This is a genomic window from Bacillota bacterium (genome assembly GCA_024653485.1).
GTDB lineage: Bacteria > Bacillota > SHA-98 > UBA4971 > UBA4971 > UBA6256.
Window position 1 is genome coordinate 183,616 of record JANLFY010000002.1, and the last position, 18,443, is coordinate 202,058.

14 protein-coding genes are annotated in these 18,443 nt (G+C 61.7%); 5 read left to right on the forward strand and 9 right to left on the reverse strand.

Annotated features, from left to right (window positions below; translation table 11 throughout):
* Positions 1–197: 197 nt before the first annotated feature.
* The 3 genes from NUW12_02340 (at position 198) to NUW12_02350 (ending at position 3,886) form a co-directional block, all read left to right on the forward strand.
* Positions 198–1,130 (forward strand): sugar ABC transporter permease, encoded by a 933-nt coding sequence (locus NUW12_02340; GenBank protein MCR4401613.1) that lies wholly within the window; start codon positions 198–200, stop codon positions 1,128–1,130.
* A gap of 330 nt (positions 1,131–1,460) precedes the next feature.
* Complete coding sequence (locus NUW12_02345) at positions 1,461–2,429, forward strand: carbohydrate ABC transporter permease (protein ID MCR4401614.1); 969 nt, start codon at positions 1,461–1,463, stop codon at positions 2,427–2,429.
* A 596-nt stretch (positions 2,430–3,025) separates the two neighbouring features.
* Positions 3,026–3,886 (forward strand): MEDS domain-containing protein, encoded by an 861-nt coding sequence (locus tag NUW12_02350; protein ID MCR4401615.1) that lies wholly within the window; start codon positions 3,026–3,028, stop codon positions 3,884–3,886.
* A gap of 69 nt (positions 3,887–3,955) precedes the next feature.
* On the opposite strand, the gene NUW12_02355 is transcribed toward NUW12_02350, so the two are convergent.
* From NUW12_02355 to NUW12_02390, 8 genes are all read right to left on the reverse strand, one after another.
* Positions 3,956–5,329 carry an MATE family efflux transporter gene (locus tag NUW12_02355; GenBank protein ID MCR4401616.1) on the reverse strand — a complete coding sequence of 458 codons (1,374 nt, stop codon included), beginning with the start codon at positions 5,327–5,329 and terminating at the stop codon, positions 3,956–3,958.
* Between the two features lie 354 nt (positions 5,330–5,683).
* Positions 5,684–6,415 (reverse strand): SDR family oxidoreductase, encoded by a 732-nt coding sequence (locus NUW12_02360; GenBank protein ID MCR4401617.1) that lies wholly within the window; start codon positions 6,413–6,415, stop codon positions 5,684–5,686.
* A gap of 33 nt (positions 6,416–6,448) precedes the next feature.
* Positions 6,449–7,729, reverse strand: coding sequence for a TRAP transporter large permease subunit (locus NUW12_02365; protein MCR4401618.1), 1,281 nt, complete (start codon positions 7,727–7,729; stop codon positions 6,449–6,451).
* Between the two features lie 21 nt (positions 7,730–7,750).
* The gene (locus NUW12_02370; GenBank protein MCR4401619.1) at positions 7,751–8,278 is read right to left on the reverse strand and encodes a TRAP transporter small permease; all 528 of its coding nucleotides are present in this window, start codon (positions 8,276–8,278) and stop codon (positions 7,751–7,753) included.
* 149 nt (positions 8,279–8,427) lie between these two features.
* The gene (locus NUW12_02375) at positions 8,428–9,414 is read right to left on the reverse strand and encodes a C4-dicarboxylate TRAP transporter substrate-binding protein (protein ID MCR4401620.1); all 987 of its coding nucleotides are present in this window, start codon (positions 9,412–9,414) and stop codon (positions 8,428–8,430) included.
* Positions 9,415–9,549: 135 nt separating this feature from the next.
* The gene (locus tag NUW12_02380; protein ID MCR4401621.1) at positions 9,550–10,614 is read right to left on the reverse strand and encodes a transketolase family protein; all 1,065 of its coding nucleotides are present in this window, start codon (positions 10,612–10,614) and stop codon (positions 9,550–9,552) included.
* Positions 10,611–11,528, reverse strand: coding sequence for a transketolase (locus tag NUW12_02385; protein ID MCR4401622.1), 918 nt, complete (start codon positions 11,526–11,528; stop codon positions 10,611–10,613). Before NUW12_02385 ends, NUW12_02380 begins: the two co-directional genes overlap by 4 nt.
* A gap of 111 nt (positions 11,529–11,639) precedes the next feature.
* On the reverse strand, positions 11,640–13,925 hold the full coding sequence (locus tag NUW12_02390; protein MCR4401623.1) for a sigma 54-interacting transcriptional regulator: 2,286 nt from the start codon (positions 13,923–13,925) through the stop codon (positions 11,640–11,642).
* A 123-nt stretch (positions 13,926–14,048) separates the two neighbouring features.
* On the opposite strand from NUW12_02390, the gene NUW12_02395 reads away from it, so the two are divergent.
* Positions 14,049–15,752 (forward strand): aldehyde ferredoxin oxidoreductase, encoded by a 1,704-nt coding sequence (locus NUW12_02395; GenBank protein MCR4401624.1) that lies wholly within the window; start codon positions 14,049–14,051, stop codon positions 15,750–15,752.
* A 13-nt stretch (positions 15,753–15,765) separates the two neighbouring features.
* On the opposite strand, the gene NUW12_02400 is transcribed toward NUW12_02395, so the two are convergent.
* A complete protein-coding gene (locus NUW12_02400) occupies positions 15,766–16,626 on the reverse strand; it encodes a DUF2935 domain-containing protein (protein MCR4401625.1) in 861 nt (286 codons plus the stop codon).
* Between the two features lie 420 nt (positions 16,627–17,046).
* On the opposite strand from NUW12_02400, the gene NUW12_02405 reads away from it, so the two are divergent.
* Complete coding sequence (locus NUW12_02405) at positions 17,047–18,360, forward strand: ABC transporter substrate-binding protein (GenBank protein ID MCR4401626.1); 1,314 nt, start codon at positions 17,047–17,049, stop codon at positions 18,358–18,360.
* The last annotated feature ends 83 nt before the right edge of the window (positions 18,361–18,443 follow it).

Consider the following 18,443-nt stretch of genomic DNA (forward strand, 5'->3'; position numbering starts at 1 on the left):
AAGGTGAGCGCATGGGCGAAGGACAGGCCATCCCGGGGCTCCGCGTGGGCAGAGCGGGCGAGAACGCCTAAGTGCAGAAGTGAGGCGGGCGGCGCTGCCCAGGCGTGGCCCCGGGAGAAGGCCGTGTGCCGCGCAGACCCAAAGCCGACAGGCCGACCTGGCACCTATCATGCCGCCGTTTGAGAGGAATGGGGGGAATGAGTGTGGCGCGAGCCCGGTCTCAATTTCCTGCACACCGAGCCCGCTTGGACGTTCGCGAGCGATTCACCGCGCTGTCATTCGTGCTGCCGGCTCTTGTCGCGATCGCGGCGGTGTTTGTGTACCCCATGTTGAACTCCCTGTACCTCTCGTTCTTCCGGGTAGAACTCGCCAAGCCTTGGCTAGGAAGGCCGTTCGTGGGGCTGGGTAATTACGTAGAGGCTCTCACGAACCCGGAGTTCTGGGCGTCCGTGGGAAGGACGGCTTACTTCACCGTCCTTTCTGTAGGGCTTGAGCTCGTTATCGGGATCGCGGCAGCGGTGGTGCTCAACGAAACCTTCCCGGGGCGCTCCGTCCTGCGTGCGACGCTCTTGATCCCCTGGGCCATGCTTACCATAACCAACGGCTTGATGTGGATGTGGATATTCAACCCGAACTACGGGTTGTTCAACGCGGTCCTTTCGAGACTGGGCGTTCTGCATTCGTACCGGGCGTGGCTCGCCGAACCGTTCTGGGCAATGCACGCGGTCATCCTGGCGGACGTGTGGAAGATGACGCCGTTCATGACTTTGCTCATACTCGCGGGACTGCAACCGATACCCGACGAGATATACGAGGCGGCCGACGTGGACGGCGCGTCTGGATGGAAGAAGTTCTGGCTTGTCATCCTGCCGCTCCTCAAGCCCACCATTCTCGTGGCTGTGGTGCTCAGGACCATGGGAGCATTCAAAGTCTTCGACGTGATCTACGTCATGACGTCAGGCGGCCCGGCGAACGCTACCAAAGTGATCACGTTCTACACGTACGGGGAGGCCTTCAGATACTTCCACGTCGGGTACGGGTCAGCCCTGTCGTGGTTGGTGACGCTGGCCTTGCTCGCCCTTGTGGCGATGTACGTAAAGCTGTTGGGGTCCGGCGTGGAGCTGTCTTGACCATTGGTGAGCTTGACATCGGCCACGGGCGACGGGAAGCCGGTCGGCGGCAGCGGATCATCTGGTTTGCTGCCGAACGTGGAAGCGGCTCGGGACAACTGGCAACCTGGGGCAAACGGAGGCCCGGCGCACAGGGCGTCAGAGGACAGGTCGCTCGCCGTGATGGTCTCTATGCTGTGGGACGGGCCGATGCCTAGCCGCTGCCCGGCCGCTGCTTGGAGGAAAAGACGGCGGCTGCCGGCCGCTACCGGTTGAGAAACGGTGTGCGACATTGGCGTGACAGTGCGATCAGTGTGATCGGCGTGGCTGAAATGGTGAGGAGGAACCGGGATGGCTGGCTACACAAGCGATCGCACCCAGACGGAGGCGTGCGACAGTATCGTGAAGGCGCCGCGCGCAGGCGGTCGATCAACTCGCGCGAAACGTGGGTACTCGAGGCCGCGGCCTCGCCTCATTCCGAGACGCATGCTGTGGGCGGCGGTCGCGCTCATCGCCCTGTTCACACTCGGACCGTTCCTGTGGCTCGTCTCATCCAGCTTCCAGACCATGAGCGAGCTACTGAGCGTTCCTCCTCACCTGATACCGCACATGCCGACGCTGGAGAACTTCGCGCGTTTGTTCTCGCCAGAGAAAGCGGGAGTAAGCGCCATGGAGGGGTCAACGTTCGTTGCCGCCGTCACGAACAGCGTCGTCGTTTCCTCATGGACGACGATCATCTCACTCTTGCTCGGGACGCCCGCGGCATACTCGTTCGCGAGGTTGCGTTTGCCTTACAAGCGCCCGCTGCTCATCTTCATACTTGCCCTCACCATGCTACCATCGATGACGGTGATCATACCCCTCTACGTGCTCGGACAGCGGCTCGGTCTCCTTAACACGAGGCTGGCTTTGATCATAGCGTATACCACCTTCGGGCTGCCGTTCGTGGTGTGGATCATGAACGGGTATTTCTCGACGATCCCAAGAGAGTTGGAGGACGCCGCGCTGATAGACGGATGTACGCGTCCGTCAGCGTTCCTCAGGATCGCCGTGCCGCTTTCCGCACCCGGGCTTGCCGCGACGGCGATCTTCACCTTCCTTGCCGCGTGGGATGAATTCATCTTCGCGCTGGTCTTCACGTCAACGTACAGCGCCAAGACCTTACCGGTGGCGCTCGCAGAGTTCGTGGGGAGGTTCAGCATCGATTGGGGGCTCATGACGACCGGCGGGCTCGTTGCGACCCTTCCTCCGATCGTGATAGCGCTCGTCTTGCAGAGATACCTGATCACCGGGCTCACGTCAGGGGCGGTGAAGAGCTAGTCAGCGCGGGGCAGAAGGACTGCACGATCGAGGCGTTGCTCAGTCTGGATTCAGGTGCCGAGACGAGGTGAACCTCACGACGAGGTGGTGGCCGCGACCGACGTCTGTCATCGTGGCCCGCATTCGTCCGAGGCGTGTTGCTGATCACACGAGATTGTCTCAGAGAATGTTTCCCGGGCGCTTTTCTGAGAAGGAACACATCGATCCTCGCCGAATGTACTTTGCTTGGGTCGCGTCATGCTGACGCCTGCCACCAACAGCCATCATCCGACACCCGACGTCCACGATCGCAATGGTCGCAGTGATGCCGTTGGCTTGGGCTACGGTTCCGAAGCCGGAGAGCAGGGCCGGCTTTCTCCGCCGCGAACTGGGCGAACTGGGACGGCGGCGCCACGTGTCCAGATACCCCGTGAGATGCTCCCCGTGAGATGCTCCCCGTGAGACGCTCAGGGCCGTGGCGAGAGAAGGGAACAGGCGAGACACTGGTAGCGACACCGCCGGGTGGCTGGACCGGTGATGGCCTCGGGCAGGCCGCACGGAACACATCAGGAACTCCAGCGGAAGCAGAAGAAGAGGCAGAGGAAGAGGCACGTGACATGAAAGACGCGACGAGCATTCAGCTTGCCGCACAGATCGAGGAACTCCGCCGAGAACTCAATCGCGCGGTCCAGAGGAATCGTCTGAATCTCCACGTCCCCTCCATCCAGGTGCTGAGCACGAGGCTTGACGGGCTCATCACGGAGTTCATGAGCCGCAGGGAGACGCCCGGTGCCAAGAACCCTCCTCCGTTTCCGCGACCAGCGCCCCTATCTCCTCGACAGGCGTACGGAAACCCTTTGGAGGTCTTTCCAAAGCCCGCAACATCGTGCCGTGCGTGGTTACAAGAGGAGTTTGGAAGATCGAAACTGGACGCGATGCGACTCATTCCCTGGGGGACGCACCTCTGCCAGTTCTACTTCAGTCGACAAGACTTGATCGACGTCGTCGTTCCATACTTCAGGGCAGGCCTGGAGAACGACGAATTCTGCATATGGATTGTCGGCGACTCTCTCAGTCGAACTGGGGCAATGGAGGCCATGGCGGCGGCAGTGCCTGGGTTCGAGTCGCACATTGAGAAGGGTCAGATGGAGATCATCTCGTGCTCAGAGTGGTACGTGAAGAACGGCGCGTTCAACTCGCAGAGAGTCTTGCGCGGCTGGGCGGCAAAGCTTTGCCGCGCTCTGTCCAGGGGATACGCGGGGATGCGGATCTCAGGAGAGACGGGTTGGCTGGAACCAAAAGATTGGGCGGCGTTCGCGGCCTACGAGAAGCAAGCGAATGAGCTCATTCGTGGTTGCCGCGTGAAGGCGCTTTGCTGCTACCCCATTGACAAGTGTGGGCACCGCGAGATAGAGGATGTGCTAAGGGAACATCGACTGGCCTTCATCAAGGACTCAGGCGGATGGCAGCTCGTCTAATGGCCTGGACGAGCTACGCGCCTCGGGACTCTCTGTCGCGGGGCTTCGGGGGCACGCGGTCGCACGCGTTCACTCCCCTCGACGCCGCACTACGACGCGCCTTTTCCACAGCCCGGTCCGGTAGTACACGAAGTTAATCAAGGTCCCCGAGACTGGCCCGGCGACTATGGCGATCCAAACGCCTTTGATGCCGATGCCCGGGACTCGCGAAAGCAGCGCGGCCATCGGCACCCTCACCAACCACAGCGAGACGAACGTCGAGAGCATGCTGGTGAAAGTGTCCCCGGCCCCGCGAAGCACTCCGGAGAGCGTGAACATGAGAGCGTACGGAACGTACGATATGGCCGCGTACCTGAGATACCCCGCGCCTATGGCGATGACGTTCGCGTTCTTCGTGAAGATGCCTATGAGGCCGGCCGGACCCGCGAGCACGGCGATGGACAACACCGCGGTGATCCCGCCCCCGAGCAGAACCGCCCAGCGCACGGTCTCGGACACCCTGTCGTCCCTTCCCGCGCCGAGGTTCTGACCGACGAGGGACGTGACCGCGATTCCGCTGCTCATGGCGGGCATGAAGGCGAACTGGTCGAGCCTGAGGCCCGCGCCGTATCCTGCCATGGCGATGCTTCCAAAGCGATTCACTATCGAGTTGACAGCGAGGCCGCTCAGCGAGACGAAGGTCTGCTGCACCCCTGCAGGCAGCCCGATTCGGGAGAGGAGGCCGAGGAGAGGGACGTCCAAACGCCACCAGTCGCGCTCAAACTTCAATAGCCCGGACGCCCGGTGCAAGTGAGTGAGGGCGATGATGGCGGAGAACCCCTGAGCGAGCACTGTGGCAAGCGCCGCGCCTGCGACCTCCATCCTTGGAACCGGGCCTGCGCCAAGGATGAAGATCGGGTCGAGGATTATGTTCGTCACCGTAGCGTACGCAAGAAAACGCAGGGGGGTCCTCGAGTCACCCAGACCTCTTAGGATGGCGCTTGCCGCGTTGTAGAGGAACATACCCACGAGCCCGGACAGGAAGATTCCAAGGTAGTCGGAGGCCGCTTCGAAGACGTCGGGCGGCACGTTTATGAGATGCAGGAGGGCGTCTCTACTCAACAACCCGGCCACGGACAAGAGGATGCCCACCTCCGTCAGGAATACGAGAGAGTTCGTGACGACGTGACGAACCCGATCCCGCTCTCCGGCTCCGTATAGCTGCGCCACCAAGACCGTGACCGCCACGGTCAGGCCGAGCACCAGCGAAATCAGGGAGAAGATGATGGGAGCACTCACCGATACCGCGGCCAGCGCCTGGGGACCCAGGTACCTTCCCACCCAGAAGCTGTCGACAGTGTTATACGCTGCCTGGAGGAAGTTGCCCAGGAGCATCGGCACGGAAAACGCTATGAGGTGTCGTGGTATGCTGCCCTGAGTGAAATCGGTCACGCCTGAATGCATTGGCCTGGGAACTCTCCTTTGTGAGTGCGGACGCCCCCGTGGGATGGACAGGCCGAGAGCCGCCCGGTCGCAGGGAATGCGGGAAAGAGCAACCGGGGGTGGGAATGCTCGAGTTAGAAGGGGGCTCGTTCGAAGAGAATCGTAAGTCTTTGCCAGAAACGATCCGTCCGCTCGCGCGCTTACCAATCACATGATTATTCTTCCCGAGCGCGCCTTTCCCTGCAACCTTCATAGATCCGAATCGCGGCCGGAATGCTCGAGCTTCGAGGCCGAGGGGCGGGGCGGGCAGGGCTCATTTCGGGCGCCCCTGCCTGCACGCCATGTGGCATGTGAGGAACATGACACCACCGTCCGCTAGTCCATGAGGAAGCCCCCATTCACATCGATGATCTCGCCTGTGATGAAGTCCGCTCCTGGAGACAGGAGAAATCTCACCACGGCCGCGACCTCCTCGGGTTTCCCGAGCCGGCCCAGAGGAATGGCCGCCACGATGCTCTTTCTCTTTTCCTCCGACCACTCAGCGCTCATCTCCGTCGCGATGGCGTGCGGTGCCACGCCGTTGACGGTCACGCCGTAGGGAGCCATCTCCCTGGCAAAGGTTTTCGTCAGGGCATCGAGGGCTGCCTTGGATGGGCCGTAACCGGGAGCGGACGTGATGTCGCCTAACTTGCCGGCGACCGACGAGACGTTCACGATCTTGCCCCTTCTCTGGCGCTTCATGACGTCCGCCACGTGTTTGCAGAAGAGGAAGGCGCCGCGTACGTTAACGGCGAAGACCGCGTCCCAGTCGGCCGTGTTGATCTCCTCGCTCGTTCGCCGCCTGATGATGCCGGCGTTGTTGACCAAGGCGTCTATTCTCCCATACGCCGCGCAGATCTTCTGCACGACCCGCAGCACGTCGCTCTCTTCCGCCACGTTGCAGGGCTCGAATGCCACGCGTCCCGGGAGCTCGGCTTCCAGTGCGCGGCCTCGCTCGACGTTGACGTCGCACGCCACCACGAGATAGCCTTCGTCAGCCAAGGCGAGAGTGATGGCCCGGCCGATGCCGGCAACGCCTCCTGTGACAATGGCCACACGCTTGTCCACGATCCCACCTCCACACCTGGCAAGCTGGTCGAACTAACCGAATATCGCGTTGGGGATGAACGTCACTATTGGGGGGAAGAGGTACATGGCGATTATGACCAGGAGGATCGCCAGCGCGAACGGCCATCCTTCCTTCACGAAGCTGGTCACCGAACATTCCATGATCGAGCAGACGGAGTACATCGACAATCCCACCGGCGGGGTGAGCAATCCGAAGGCGCAGGTTATGACCATGAGCACCCCGAAGTAAACCGGATCCACTCCCAGCCGTTTCACGACAGGCACCAGAATGGCCGTCAGCAGTAGGATTATGACGGTGGAGTCCACGAACATCCCAAGGAACAACAGGAAGACCACGATTATGCCAAGGATGATTCTGGGATTGCGGCTGATACCCAGTAGGAGCTGCGACAGCGCCTGTGGCACCATCTCCCAAGTCATGGCGTAGCTGATGAGCGAGGACATGGCGATCAGGAACATGACCATGCCAACGTCCAACATGGTGAAACCCACGGCGCGCTTGAATCCTTCCCACGTCATCTCTCGGTACGCTAGTATGCCTACCGCCATCGCGTACACAGCCGCCGCCGCTCCCGCCTCTGACGGGACGAGCAGCCCGAAGCGCAACGTTATCAGGAGCAGGAGCGGGAAGAGGATGGCCCAGATTGTGTGGGCGAACGTCGGCAGGATCTCCCCGAGAGGGGCCATCTTCGGCCTTTCAGGCATATATTTCCTGCGGCGAGCCGTGAACGCCACTGCTGTTGCCAAAGAGGCTGACATCAGAAGACCTGGCCCTATGCCTCCCGCGAGCAGGCGCCCGATGGAGACTTCCCCGATGGTCCCGTAAAGCACCAGGCCGATGCTGGGCGGGATGGCGATGGTGATGAGTGCAGAGAAGCCGTGCACGGCCGCGGAATACGCTCGCGAGTAGCCACGGGCTGTCATCGTCGGGCCGAGGATCCGGGCTTCCATGGATGCGTCCGCGATTGCCGAGCCGCACACTCCGCCCATGAGCGTGCTCAGCACCACGCTCACCTGCGCCAGGCTGCCGTACATATGTCCCGCCAAGGTCGTAGCGAACTTCACGAGGCGCTTCGTGATGCCCGTCTCGTTCATCAGATTCCCGGCGAAGATGAACATGGGTATGGCGAGCAGCGCGAAGTTTTGCGTTTCAGAGAGGACCCGTTGCACTGGCATGGTGAGAGGCAGGCTCGGCTGCTGCAAGAAGAACACGAATCCGGAGATGCCTATCGCGAAGACGACGGGCATCCCCAGAATCAGCAAGACTGCAAAGACTATCAAAACCCACGTCATGTCTGTCCCCCCTAGACCGCGTCAGGCATCGAGAGCCTGGGTCTTGGCGCCCGAGCTATCGGCCACGGAGTCGAAGCGGTGGCTTCTAGCAATCCGCCCGATCTTGAGCACAGAGGTGATCAGTAGCAGCGTGCAACCTACTGGCACACTCAAGGTGACCCACGTGTAGCTGAACCCCGGGATGCCTTGGAATGTCCGGAATCTGGTCAGGTAGGACATCCAAACCCCGTATACGATGAGGAACCCGAGGAATGCCACGATGATCAAGTGATTCAAGACGGCGATGTACAATTGGATCCTCTTCGGCAGCCGGCTCACGAACAGGTCCACGCTCACGTGACGATCCTTTCTCATGGCCGCGTCGGCGCTGAAGAACACGGCCCAGGCGAACAGGAAAGTGGCCATGTCCATCCCCCAGGCGAGCGGGTGCCCTAGCCCTCTTGCAACCGCCGCACCGAAGATGAGGACGAGGATCGCCACCAGCAGGAACCCGGCAACGCTCTCCTCGATCCGGCAAATCCTATCGTAGACGCGTGCTAACGTCCTCACGGACATCCCTCCTCGGCAGAGCCCTGTAGCATGAGCCGGCGCCTATCTGCGTGGCTGCGTGGCCAGCCCCCGATCCGCCGCGAGCGCGGCGGACCGGGGGTGACTGCCGGGTTTGCCAGCAGTTCGACTGTCCGGCTCAAGCCGCCGCTTTACTTGCCCAGCTCCTTGTATATGGCGTCTCTCACGGCCACGAGGTTCATCTTCTGGTACGCGGCCTCGCTTGCCTTCTTGAAGGCATTCACATCTACGTCCTTGAAGATGACCATGCCTTTTTCCTGGACCTGCTTCCTGACCTTGTCCGTGTTCTGCTGGATGAAGTAGGAGGTCTCGAGGCCCGCCTTGTCGCACTCCTCGACTAGGATCTTCTGGTAGTCCTTCGGAAGCCTGTTGAACCAGTCGGAGCTGATCACGATGAAGTTTATGAGCAAGAAATGTCCGGTCTCATTCACGTACTTGAGGACCTCGTACAGGCTCCCATCCATGATGTTGTCATACACCAGTTCCACTCCGTCAATGGCTCCCTGCTGCAGAGCCGTGTACATCTCTCCGAAGGCCATAGCGGTGGGCGTCGCGCCAAGGGACCTGACACCCTCCTGCCAGATCGGGGCGGGGGCTGTCCTTATGCGCAACCCCTTCAGATCCTCAGGCCTGCGAATGGGCTTGTTGGTCATGAAGTGGCGGAACCCCTGGACCCACTGGAACGACAGCACCTGGAAGCCATACTTCTTCGCGAGGTCATCGATCCATTTCTGCACCGTGGGCAGCTTGCTGAGCTTGACCACGTCCTCGATGCTGTCCACGAAGTAAGGGGCGTTCATCACGGCGATGTCAGGGATGTAGTTGCCCATGCGTGCCGAGTCGGTGTTCTGGCCCACCGGAACGCCCTGGCGGATCTGCTCCAATATGTCTTCCTCCACACCCAGCTGCGCGCTGTGGAACACAAGGATCTGCAGATCGCCTTTGGTTCGCTCAGCCACTCTCTGTGCCCACTTTTGGAATCCTGCGTGGTAGGGATGGTTCGGGCCCAGGACGTGGTTGAAGCGGAGAGTGTACGTCGGCTGGTCGGCCCACACTGCCGGCGGGAACAAAGCCACAGCCATCAGCATGAGCAAGCAGACGATCAGCAATCTTCTCATCATCGGCAACCTCCTCGCTTGTCTTGCGTGAGTCATTCCTCTCTGTTGACCCAACACCCCCGTCGCACCGCAACTACGTCTTTCCCGCCACCACCACCTCCCGAAGCGGTTGACTGCTCATTGTCACCATCGATGCTACAGTCCGCACCTGCCCACGCCGGCGCGAGCGAGCCGCTGGAACCCGCTACCGCCACCCCCGCGAGACTTGACCGCCAGGGCGTCAAGGCAAACCTGGACCACGTGATCCGAGGCGAGCCCGTACTTCCGAGCCAGATCCGCGTCGGCCCCCGACTCACCGAACACGTCTCGGATTCCCACCCTTCTCAAAGTGACAGGACACTTCTCGCCCAGGACTTCGGCGCATGCTCCACCCAGACCTCCGATGATGCTGTGGTTCTCGACTGTCACGACCGCTCCCGTTTCAGCAGCCGCTCTTATGATGCCGGCTTCATCGATGGGTTTGAGGCACGACACGGCCACCACCCTTGCAGACACGCCTTTCTCCCTCAGCGCCTCGCGAGCGGCCAGCGCGGTGTGGACCATCGTGCCCAAGGCGACTATCGCCACGTCGTCGCCTTCCGTCAGGGTCCTTGCCTTCATGAACTCGGGGATGCCGTCGAAGTCGCTTGCGTGTTCCGTCCCGGTCGCCTCTGTTTCGCCCCGCCCGTTCGTGGAGCGGGACAAGACGGGATAAGCGTCGCGGGCTATTCTCAGATACATGGGGCCAGGCGTGTGGGCCGCGTACTTCACCGCGAGCGCCGCCTCCCTCGCATCTATGGGCTCTATCACGGTCATGTTTGGGATCGCCCGCATCAACGCGAGATCCTCGATAGCCTGATGCGTCGCTCCGGTCTTGCCAGTGAACAGACCCGTATAGGCGCCGCACACTTTGACGTTTAGGCGCGGATACGCCACTGATATGCTGACCTGGTCGCACACGCGTTTGCTGGCGAAGACGCAGAAGGTCGTCACGAACGGGACGAAGCCCACGCTCGCAAGGCCCGCCGCCACCCCGACCATGTTCTGCTCGGCTATTCCACACTCAATGAAGCGGTTGGGAAACTCCTTCGCGAACTTCCCGCTCCGGGTTGATTCCGCGAGGTCCGCGTCGAGGACGATGACCCGTTCGTCCTCCTTCCCCAGCTCCACTAGGGCATTGCCGAATGCGTCCCGCACCGACTCACGGACGCCGATGCTCATCCCTTACCACCCCCCGCGCCTTGCATGGCCGGGTTCGGGACGGACCCTCGCGGTGCTTGGAAGAACCCGACCTCCTCCATGGCCAGCTCGAAGTCTTCATCCCCGATCGGTCTGGCGTGCCACTTCGCTTGGCCCTCCATGAACGACACGCCCTTGCCCTTAACGGTGTGCGCTACGATCACGGTCGGCGCGCCCCTCGTCTCACGGGCCCGATTGAAACCGCTGATGAGCTGCTCGAAATCGTGACCGTCCACTTCCACGACGGACCAGCCAAACGAGCGCCACTTGTCCGTGTATGGTTCAAGGGGCATCACCTGGGCAACGGGCCCGCATAGCTGTACCTTGTTGTAGTCGACTATCGCCGTGAGATTGTCGAGACCCCTATTGCCGGCGAACATGGCCGCCTCCCATACCTGGCCCTCCTGGGTCTCGCCGTCTCCGAGGAGGCAGTACACTCGAAACCCCCTGCGGTCGATCTTGGCCCCGAGAGCCATCCCACAGGCCGCGGAGAGCCCTTGACCCAGCGAACCCGTGGACATGTCCACCCCCGGCGTCTTCGTCATGTCCACATGGCCTTGGAGCCTGCTGTCGATTGCGTCGAAGGTGAGCAGCTCATCCACTGGGAAGAAGCCCCTCTCCGCCAGGACGCTGTACAGCGCTGCGCTCGCGTGCCCCTTCGACAACACGAACCGATCGCGGTCCGGCCAACGAGGCTCAGCAGGTGATACTCGCATTTCGCGAAAGTACAGGGTCACGAGGATCTCGACACAAGAGAGAGAGCCGCCCGGATGGCCGGCTCCGGACGCGTGGATCATCGACAGGACATGGTGACGGACTCGTCTTGCGACGTCAGGCAATTGCGTGACGGAGATGTGTGCGCACTGGTCCACTTCAACCCACCTCGCCGGTTTCATCCGCCATGCAACCCCTATGCCAGCGTCCATCGACCGCCGGGCCTGGGTGTGCGGCGTGTCACGCAAGCGACGATAAAGGTTCGGAGGACCCCGTTGTGTCACACTGTAGCATTATGGCACATTGCGTGATACACTGTGCCGATCCGGGACAATGTTGTACTTCCTTAGTTTCCTATGCAGCGTGCTGCGGCCGATGGCGAGCATCGCCGCGGCCTGAGACACATTGCCTTTGCAGACGGCAAGCGCTCTTGCTATGGCGTCCCGTTCTATGACCTCCATGGACCGCAATTCCCCCGGGTCTACTTCCGCGGGTCGCCATGTGTCTATAGGGCGTCCCTGCGCTACGTGGGGCGGCGCGCCCAAGGGGACCGTCGCGAATGGGGGCTGCGGCGAGTCGGGCCCATCCAGGGTCTGCGGCGACAGCACTTCCGCGGGGAGGCATTCCGCCGTAATGACGAGATCGCCTGATACGTCTTCACACCGCTCTCCCGCGGATACCATGGCCCTCTCGAGGACGTTCTGGAGCTCGCGCACATTGCCGGGGAACTCGTACTTCGCGAGGACGTCGAGGGCTTCAGGGCTTACCGTGACTCTCAGGTGCGTCCCGCGGGCTTGCGGACCTCGCTGCCCGCCGGACCCGTACCTGTCGAGGAAGTGGCGGACGAGGAGGGGGATGTCATCGCGCCTCTGCCGCAAGGGGGGTATGGAGATGTTCACCACGTTCAGGCGATAGTACAGGTCCTCTCGAAACCGGCCCGCCCTCACTTCTTCCGAGAGGTTGCGGTTGGTGGCGCCTATTATCCGCACGTTTATCGGGATCATCTCCGTGCCGCCGATCCTCATCACCTGATCGTCAGCGAGCGCGCGCAGGAGCTTCACTTGCATCTCCAGGGGCATGCTCTCCACCTCGTCCAGGAAGAGAGTGCCGCCCTCGGCCAGCTCGAACTTGCCCGGCTTCCCTCCTCGCCGCGCGCCCGTGAAAGCTCCCTCCTCGTACCCGAACAGTTCGCTTTCGATGAGCTCTGTGGGCACGGCGCCGCAGTTGATTGCGACGAAAGGCCCGTCCTTCCTAGCGCTCGCGTTGTGAATGGCCTGGGCGAAGAGGTCTTTCCCGGTCCCGCTCTCTCCACAAAGAAGAATCCGCGATTCGGTCCGCGAGGCGCTCTTCGCTAGCTTCACCGCGTCCAGGAGGGCCGGGCTTTGCCCAACGATGTCGTCGAACGTGAACCTAGCCTGCGCTCCTACCATCCTGCGGACCAGGCTCCTAACGCGCTCCATCTTGTCGAAGACCGCGAGGGTGCCTATGGAATCGCCGCTCGCGTCGCGGAGCGTGCGGACGGTGACGAGGCACCTCGTGGTGCCGTGTCCGGTCCTGATGGAGACCTCGTGTTCCCTGAACTCGCGGTGTTTCGACTGCTTGAGGATCTGGACCACCGAAGGGAAGAGCCCCAGCGCGGAGTCGATGGGTTTGCCAAGGGCGTCCCCCGGCTCCATTCCGAATATCCGCAGCGCGGCCTCATTTGCCCTCATGATGATTCCGTCGGCCGACACCGCCACGAGGCCGTCCCTTATGGAATCGAACACCGTTCCGAGGAACCGGTTCAACGTGCGTATCTCGTGAAGCGAGCGCTCGAGCGCGAGCTCGCGCTCAATCGCTTCCGACATGCTTGCGACGATGCCGATGGTATGCTTGTGAACGAGCTCCCTTCTGCCCGTCATGTTGAGCACTCCGATTATCTTCCCAGTGTGGTCGTGAATGGGCGCCGCTGCACACGTCACCCAATGGATGTGGACGTTGTAGTGCTCCGCCCCCACCACCTGCACCGGTTCGTCCAGCATGAGGGCGAGACCGATGGCGCACGTGCCCGCGCGCGACTCGTGGCGGCTTGCGCCGGGCGCGAGCCTCACCCGGCTCGTCTCCCGGAGGACTTGGTCGTCTCCGATGCTCCTCAGCAAGAAACCCTCGCCGTCCGTGATGTCCACGCGGAATCCTGAACCGGCCACAAGCTTATAGAGCGTCCTCATGAAAGACCACGCCGTCGAGATCAGTTGCTCGTTCGCTGATATGCGCGCTCGGACTTCGTTCTCGTCCGCGAGCTCGAAGCACTTCGTGTCCTCGGGGTCGAGCCCGAGCGCCCGGCACCTTCGCCACGAGTCGGCGATTATCGGCCTTACCACGGATGAGTCGATCTCTCCGGTCTGCACGAAGGCGCGCCACGCCTCCTCCAACCTCGCGAAATCCGTCTCGCTGGGAGGAGTGTCAGAGTGGGCGGCGAAGTCAAACGTGCTGGACGGGTTCCGGACGATGGGTTCCGCCACGCGTCTCACCCCCGGAGTCGTCTCGGCTTCAGATGCTTCAGATCGGGGCAGCCTGTCTGCCCTTCTAAACTTCGGCATGAGGTCCCGCCATCCTTCTTCGGCGCTCGAGCGCTTGGTTTCCCCCGGCGGGTGCCACGGGCACGCAACTTGCATAGCGGCCTTTCAGACAGATTACCCTCTCAAGGAGGCGCCGACCGTTACATGGAGACGAGCATTCTCAGGATCGATATGCAGGCCCGGAGCATGGTGCGCGAGGAGGCCGGCGAGTCCCTTGCGATCCTCGGGGGGCGCGGCCTTACATCTCGCATAGTGCTTGACGAGGTGAGACCCGGCTGCGACCCGCTTGGACGCCACAACAAGCTCGTGATTGCTCCCGGACTGGTGGGCGGCACGGCCGCGCCGTGTTCGGGGCGCATCTCGGTGGGCGGGAAGAGCCCTCTCACGGGCGGCATCAAGGAGAGCAACGCCGGAGGCGTTGCCGGTCATAAGCTGGCCAGGCTCGGCGTGAAGGCCATCGTCTTCGAGAACAAGCCAGCGGGCGGCGCGGGCCCGTTCGTGTTGGTGCTTACGAAAGATTCAGCGGAGCTCGTCCCCTGCCCGGAGCTCGCTGGCGTCGGGGTATACGAGAGCGTTGCGCGGTTGAGGAGGAAGTACGGGAAGCGGCCCGGGATCATGGTCATCGGGCCCGCGGGCGAGAACGCACTCACTGCGGCGGGGATATCGGTGACCAACTCGGAAGGCGAAGCGGGCAGGTACTGCGGTCGCGGAGGAATGGGGGCGTTGATGGGCTCAAAGGGCATCAAGGCGTTGGTAATCGACGATTCGGGGACCCCAGCGCCGGAAAGCCGCGACAAGAAGAGGTTTCTCGGGGCGGTCCGGGAGATCGTGAGACTCATCCGCGAAACTCCTCAGACCGCGGAAGTGTACCGCAACTGGGGTACCGCGGCGCTCGTGGCGACGACGAACGCTCTCGGTGGGCTGCCCACGCGGAACTTCAGCACTGGGCGGTTCGAGGGAGCTGACCGCATATCCGCTGTGGCCCTCCGCGAGCTCATTCTGGCCAGGGGCGGGCTTCCCACTCATTCCTGCATGCCCGGGTGTCCCATCGGTTGCTCCAACCGGGTGCCGAGGGCGGATGGAAGCGAGCTCGTCAGCCCCCTCGAATACGAGACCATCGGCTTGCTCGGATCCAACTGCGGGATAGACGATCTCGACGCCATCGGCGAGATGAACAGGCTGTGCAATGACCTGGGTGTAGATACCATCGATATCGGCGGAGCGGTGGGTATAGCTATGGAAGCCGGCCTCTTGCGGTTCGGAGACGCCGCCGGAGCTATCGAACTCATACGAGAGATCGGAAAGGGCACGGTTCTCGGGAGAGTGATAGGCCATGGCGGCGCGGTGACGGCGAGGGTCCTCGGTGTAAGACGCGTTCCAGCCGTGAAAGGCCAGATAATGCCGGCGTACGAGCCGCGCGGAATCAAGGGGCTGGGCGTGACGTTCGCGACGTCTCCAATGGGAGCGGACCATACGTCCGGAAACACCGTGCGCCAGCAGATCGATCACCACAGCCCGGCGGGTCAAACTGAAGCATCCCGGAGCGCCCAGCTTTCCGCCGTGCTGTACGACATGCTGGGGATCTGCTTGTTCGTCGGCCCGGCGGTAAGGGACAGGATCGACCTGCTGGCCGACCTCGTTTCCTCCCATCTCGGAATCCCGTGCACTGCCGATGTCCTTCGCGCGCTCGCGAGACAGACCATCATGACTGAAAGGGAGTTCAACCGGCGCGCGGGTTTCACCAGCGTGCACGATAGACTCCCGGAGCACTTCACGGAGGAGCGAAATCCCGCCACAGGCACGGTGTTCGACGTCAGCGACGAGGACATGGACACGCTTTGGGAATGAATCGGGTCACAAGTCACGCGATCGGCGGCCTGTGGACCGGGATGCTCTGCCTGAGCGCGCCAAGCTCCTCGATAGCTCTATCCGCCTCCCGCCGGATGTGATCGAGGAGAACCGGCGTTGAGACCATGCTGAGCAGCTGACACATGAGCGCGAGCTCGTGTCCGGCCGCTTTGAAGTCCCTGAGCTCGGTGGTCCTGGCGATGGCTTCGTCGAGGAACCGGGCAACAGTGTTGAAGGTTTCGGGCTCGGCCTGGGCCATCGACTCGAGATCCATGGCGGTCTGGAACAAGCGAGTGAAGATCCTGTGGAACTCCTGTGATCGCGCTATCAGGCTTCTCTCGGACGGGTCGAGGAGACGTATTATGAACTCTACGTGCTCCTTCATGATTCGCATCCAGAACACGGCGCGCCGCATGATGGCGAGGAACCGTTGGCCCTCCCCCTGCGGCAGTCCGGTGACCATCTCCAGGCGGGTTAGGAAGTGGTTCGCCTCGCGGATTAGGTGGTCTATGAGCAACGGAAGTAAGGCGGGGCTTAGCTGGCACTGAACCATCATCCTCAGGAGCCTGCGTTTGAATTCGACGAGCGCGGCCACTGCGTCCCGTAACGCGTTGATGAGGCTGCGATCGAGCATCGTCGCGCGGTTGACCCTCTCTTCCAGCCCGCGCAGGTCCTCTTCGAGCCTCTGAGCTTCCCTTATGAGATCAGGTCGGTCGCAGGGCAGCCCGAGTCGTATGAACATGGCGTGTTCGCGCATTATCCTGGTCCAGAAACGGACCTCGGCCAAGAGGTGCGAGTCCGCTCCTCCGGGCCATTTCCCCGGAAGACCGCCCTGGTCTGTCCAGTGCTCAACCTCCGGTCGTTCATCCGTCATTTCCGCATACCTCCCAGGGAAGTCTGATCATTCCCATCTTATGTGGACTGCTCCCGCGTTGACACCCGTTCGTACCAAGGCTGGTTTTTTCGTATAATGTGATAACTGCCCGTTTGTCCGCTCCTCAAGGAATTGGGCGTCAGCGTCGATCCGCCGTGGAGAGCGCCCACAACCCTTGTAATACTTATTTTGGTCAGCTCGGAAGGATTTTGGGAACCTACAGTGAATATAACAACGACCGGAGGATGCGGCCTATTTATTTCATATAGTGGAATAATGCGCCCTGTCACGTCCGGCATGTGTGCGCTTCACGTCCATGAGAAGGGGGGATGACTAGGGAAGTCCGAACCTGCCGATTCTGGTCACCGTGGTTGGACCGAAGGCGTCGCACTGGTACATCTGTGTTGGGAGGTCGATACTGTGTTGACTAGGCTGACCAGATTGGTTGTGTTGGTTGTGGCGCTTACCTTGACTTTGGCTAGCGGCGTGGTCGCGGCGGACAAGGTCACGATCGAGTACTGGCATGGGTTCACGGGTCCGGATCGTCCACTCATGGAGCAGCTCATTGCGAAGTTCAACGAGACCCATCCCGACATCGAGGTCAAGGCGCAGGCCATTCCGTGGGGAACGATGTGGCAGCAGATCCCGGCGGCTGTCGCTGCGGGCAAGGCCCCGGATGTCGCGGTTGCCAACGAGGACGTCATCACGGGCTTCATCGCCCGGGGAGCATTTGCGGAGCTGACTCCGGACATGCTCGCCACCGCAGGCATAGACAAGAATAGGTTCTACGCGTCTCTCTGGAACACCGGCAGCTACAAGGGCAAAGACTATGGCGTGCCTGTCCACTCAGTAGCCCTCGTTCTCTATTACAACACCGACATGTTCAAGAAGGCCGGAGTCGACATCAACAAGGCAATGAGCAGCCGCGAGGAATTCCTGAAGGCGATGCAGAAGCTGACCATAGACAAGAACGGTAAACATCCCAATGAGCCAGGTTTCGATCTCAACAACGTCGAACAGTGGGGAACGATGCTGCCGCTTCCGTGGATGGGTGGGTGCATCTTCTATTCCTTCCTGCTTCAGAACGGTGGCCGGTTGGTCGACGATGACGCGACGAAGGCGGTGTTCAATTCCCCTGAGGGCGTCGATGCCCTTCAGTTCCTCGTGGACCTGATCTACAAGTATCACGTTTCGCCTGCCAACGTGACCGAGGACGGGTCCATAGCAGGGTTCCGGCAGGGCAAGGTCGCGACCAACTTCAACGGAGTCTGGCGCGTGAACGACTACCTCAATCAGGAAGGGCTCAACTTCGCGGTCGCGCCCATTCCGAAGGTGGGTGGCAAGACCTACGCGACCTGGGGTGGATCGTCTCACCTCGTGATACCGAAGGCACGTCAGGTGGACAAGAAGCGCCAGGAAGCAGCCCTGAAATTCATCGGCTGGATCACCCAGCCTCAGCAGAACCTCTTCTGGACAGGCGCGGGCGGGCTTCCGACCCAGCCGGTCGTGGCACAGGACAAGTCGTTTGACAATAGCCCCATGAAGCCTGTGTTTGCGTCGCTCGGCAACGTGTTCGCGACCGCCGGTTTCCCGTGGGTTTCGCAGGTGCGAGGCGCCATGGACGAGGCCGTCTCCTCAGCTATGCTGGGCAAGAAATCGCCGAAGCAAGCCCTGGATGACGGAGTGAAGCTGGCAGATCAGCAGATCGCCGACGCGATGAAGAACATCCGGTAAGACATGCAGGGGCAGGAGAGGAGATGGCTCCTCTCCTGCCCCCATCGAGAAGAGGGTGGATTGCGAGGCCGCGGCGGGCGAGG

Bases quoted from the DNA above. Each gene is read 5' to 3' on its own strand.
- NUW12_02340 (MCR4401613.1), top strand. From the start codon at position 198: ATGAGTGTGGCGCGAGCCCGGTCTCAATTTCCTGCACACCGAGCCCGC.
- NUW12_02345 (MCR4401614.1), top strand. From the start codon at position 1,461: ATGGCTGGCTACACAAGCGATCGCACCCAGACGGAGGCGTGCGACAGT.
- NUW12_02350 (MCR4401615.1), top strand. From the start codon at position 3,026: ATGAAAGACGCGACGAGCATTCAGCTTGCCGCACAGATCGAGGAACTC.
- NUW12_02355 (MCR4401616.1), bottom strand. From the start codon at position 5,329: ATGCATTCAGGCGTGACCGATTTCACTCAGGGCAGCATACCACGACAC.
- NUW12_02365 (MCR4401618.1), bottom strand. From the start codon at position 7,729: ATGACGTGGGTTTTGATAGTCTTTGCAGTCTTGCTGATTCTGGGGATG.
- NUW12_02375 (MCR4401620.1), bottom strand. From the start codon at position 9,414: ATGAGAAGATTGCTGATCGTCTGCTTGCTCATGCTGATGGCTGTGGCT.
- NUW12_02380 (MCR4401621.1), bottom strand. From the start codon at position 10,614: ATGAGCATCGGCGTCCGTGAGTCGGTGCGGGACGCATTCGGCAATGCC.
- NUW12_02385 (MCR4401622.1), bottom strand. From the start codon at position 11,528: ATGAAACCGGCGAGGTGGGTTGAAGTGGACCAGTGCGCACACATCTCC.
- NUW12_02390 (MCR4401623.1), bottom strand. From the start codon at position 13,925: ATGCCGAAGTTTAGAAGGGCAGACAGGCTGCCCCGATCTGAAGCATCT.
- NUW12_02395 (MCR4401624.1), top strand. From the start codon at position 14,049: ATGGAGACGAGCATTCTCAGGATCGATATGCAGGCCCGGAGCATGGTG.
- NUW12_02400 (MCR4401625.1), bottom strand. From the start codon at position 16,626: ATGACGGATGAACGACCGGAGGTTGAGCACTGGACAGACCAGGGCGGT.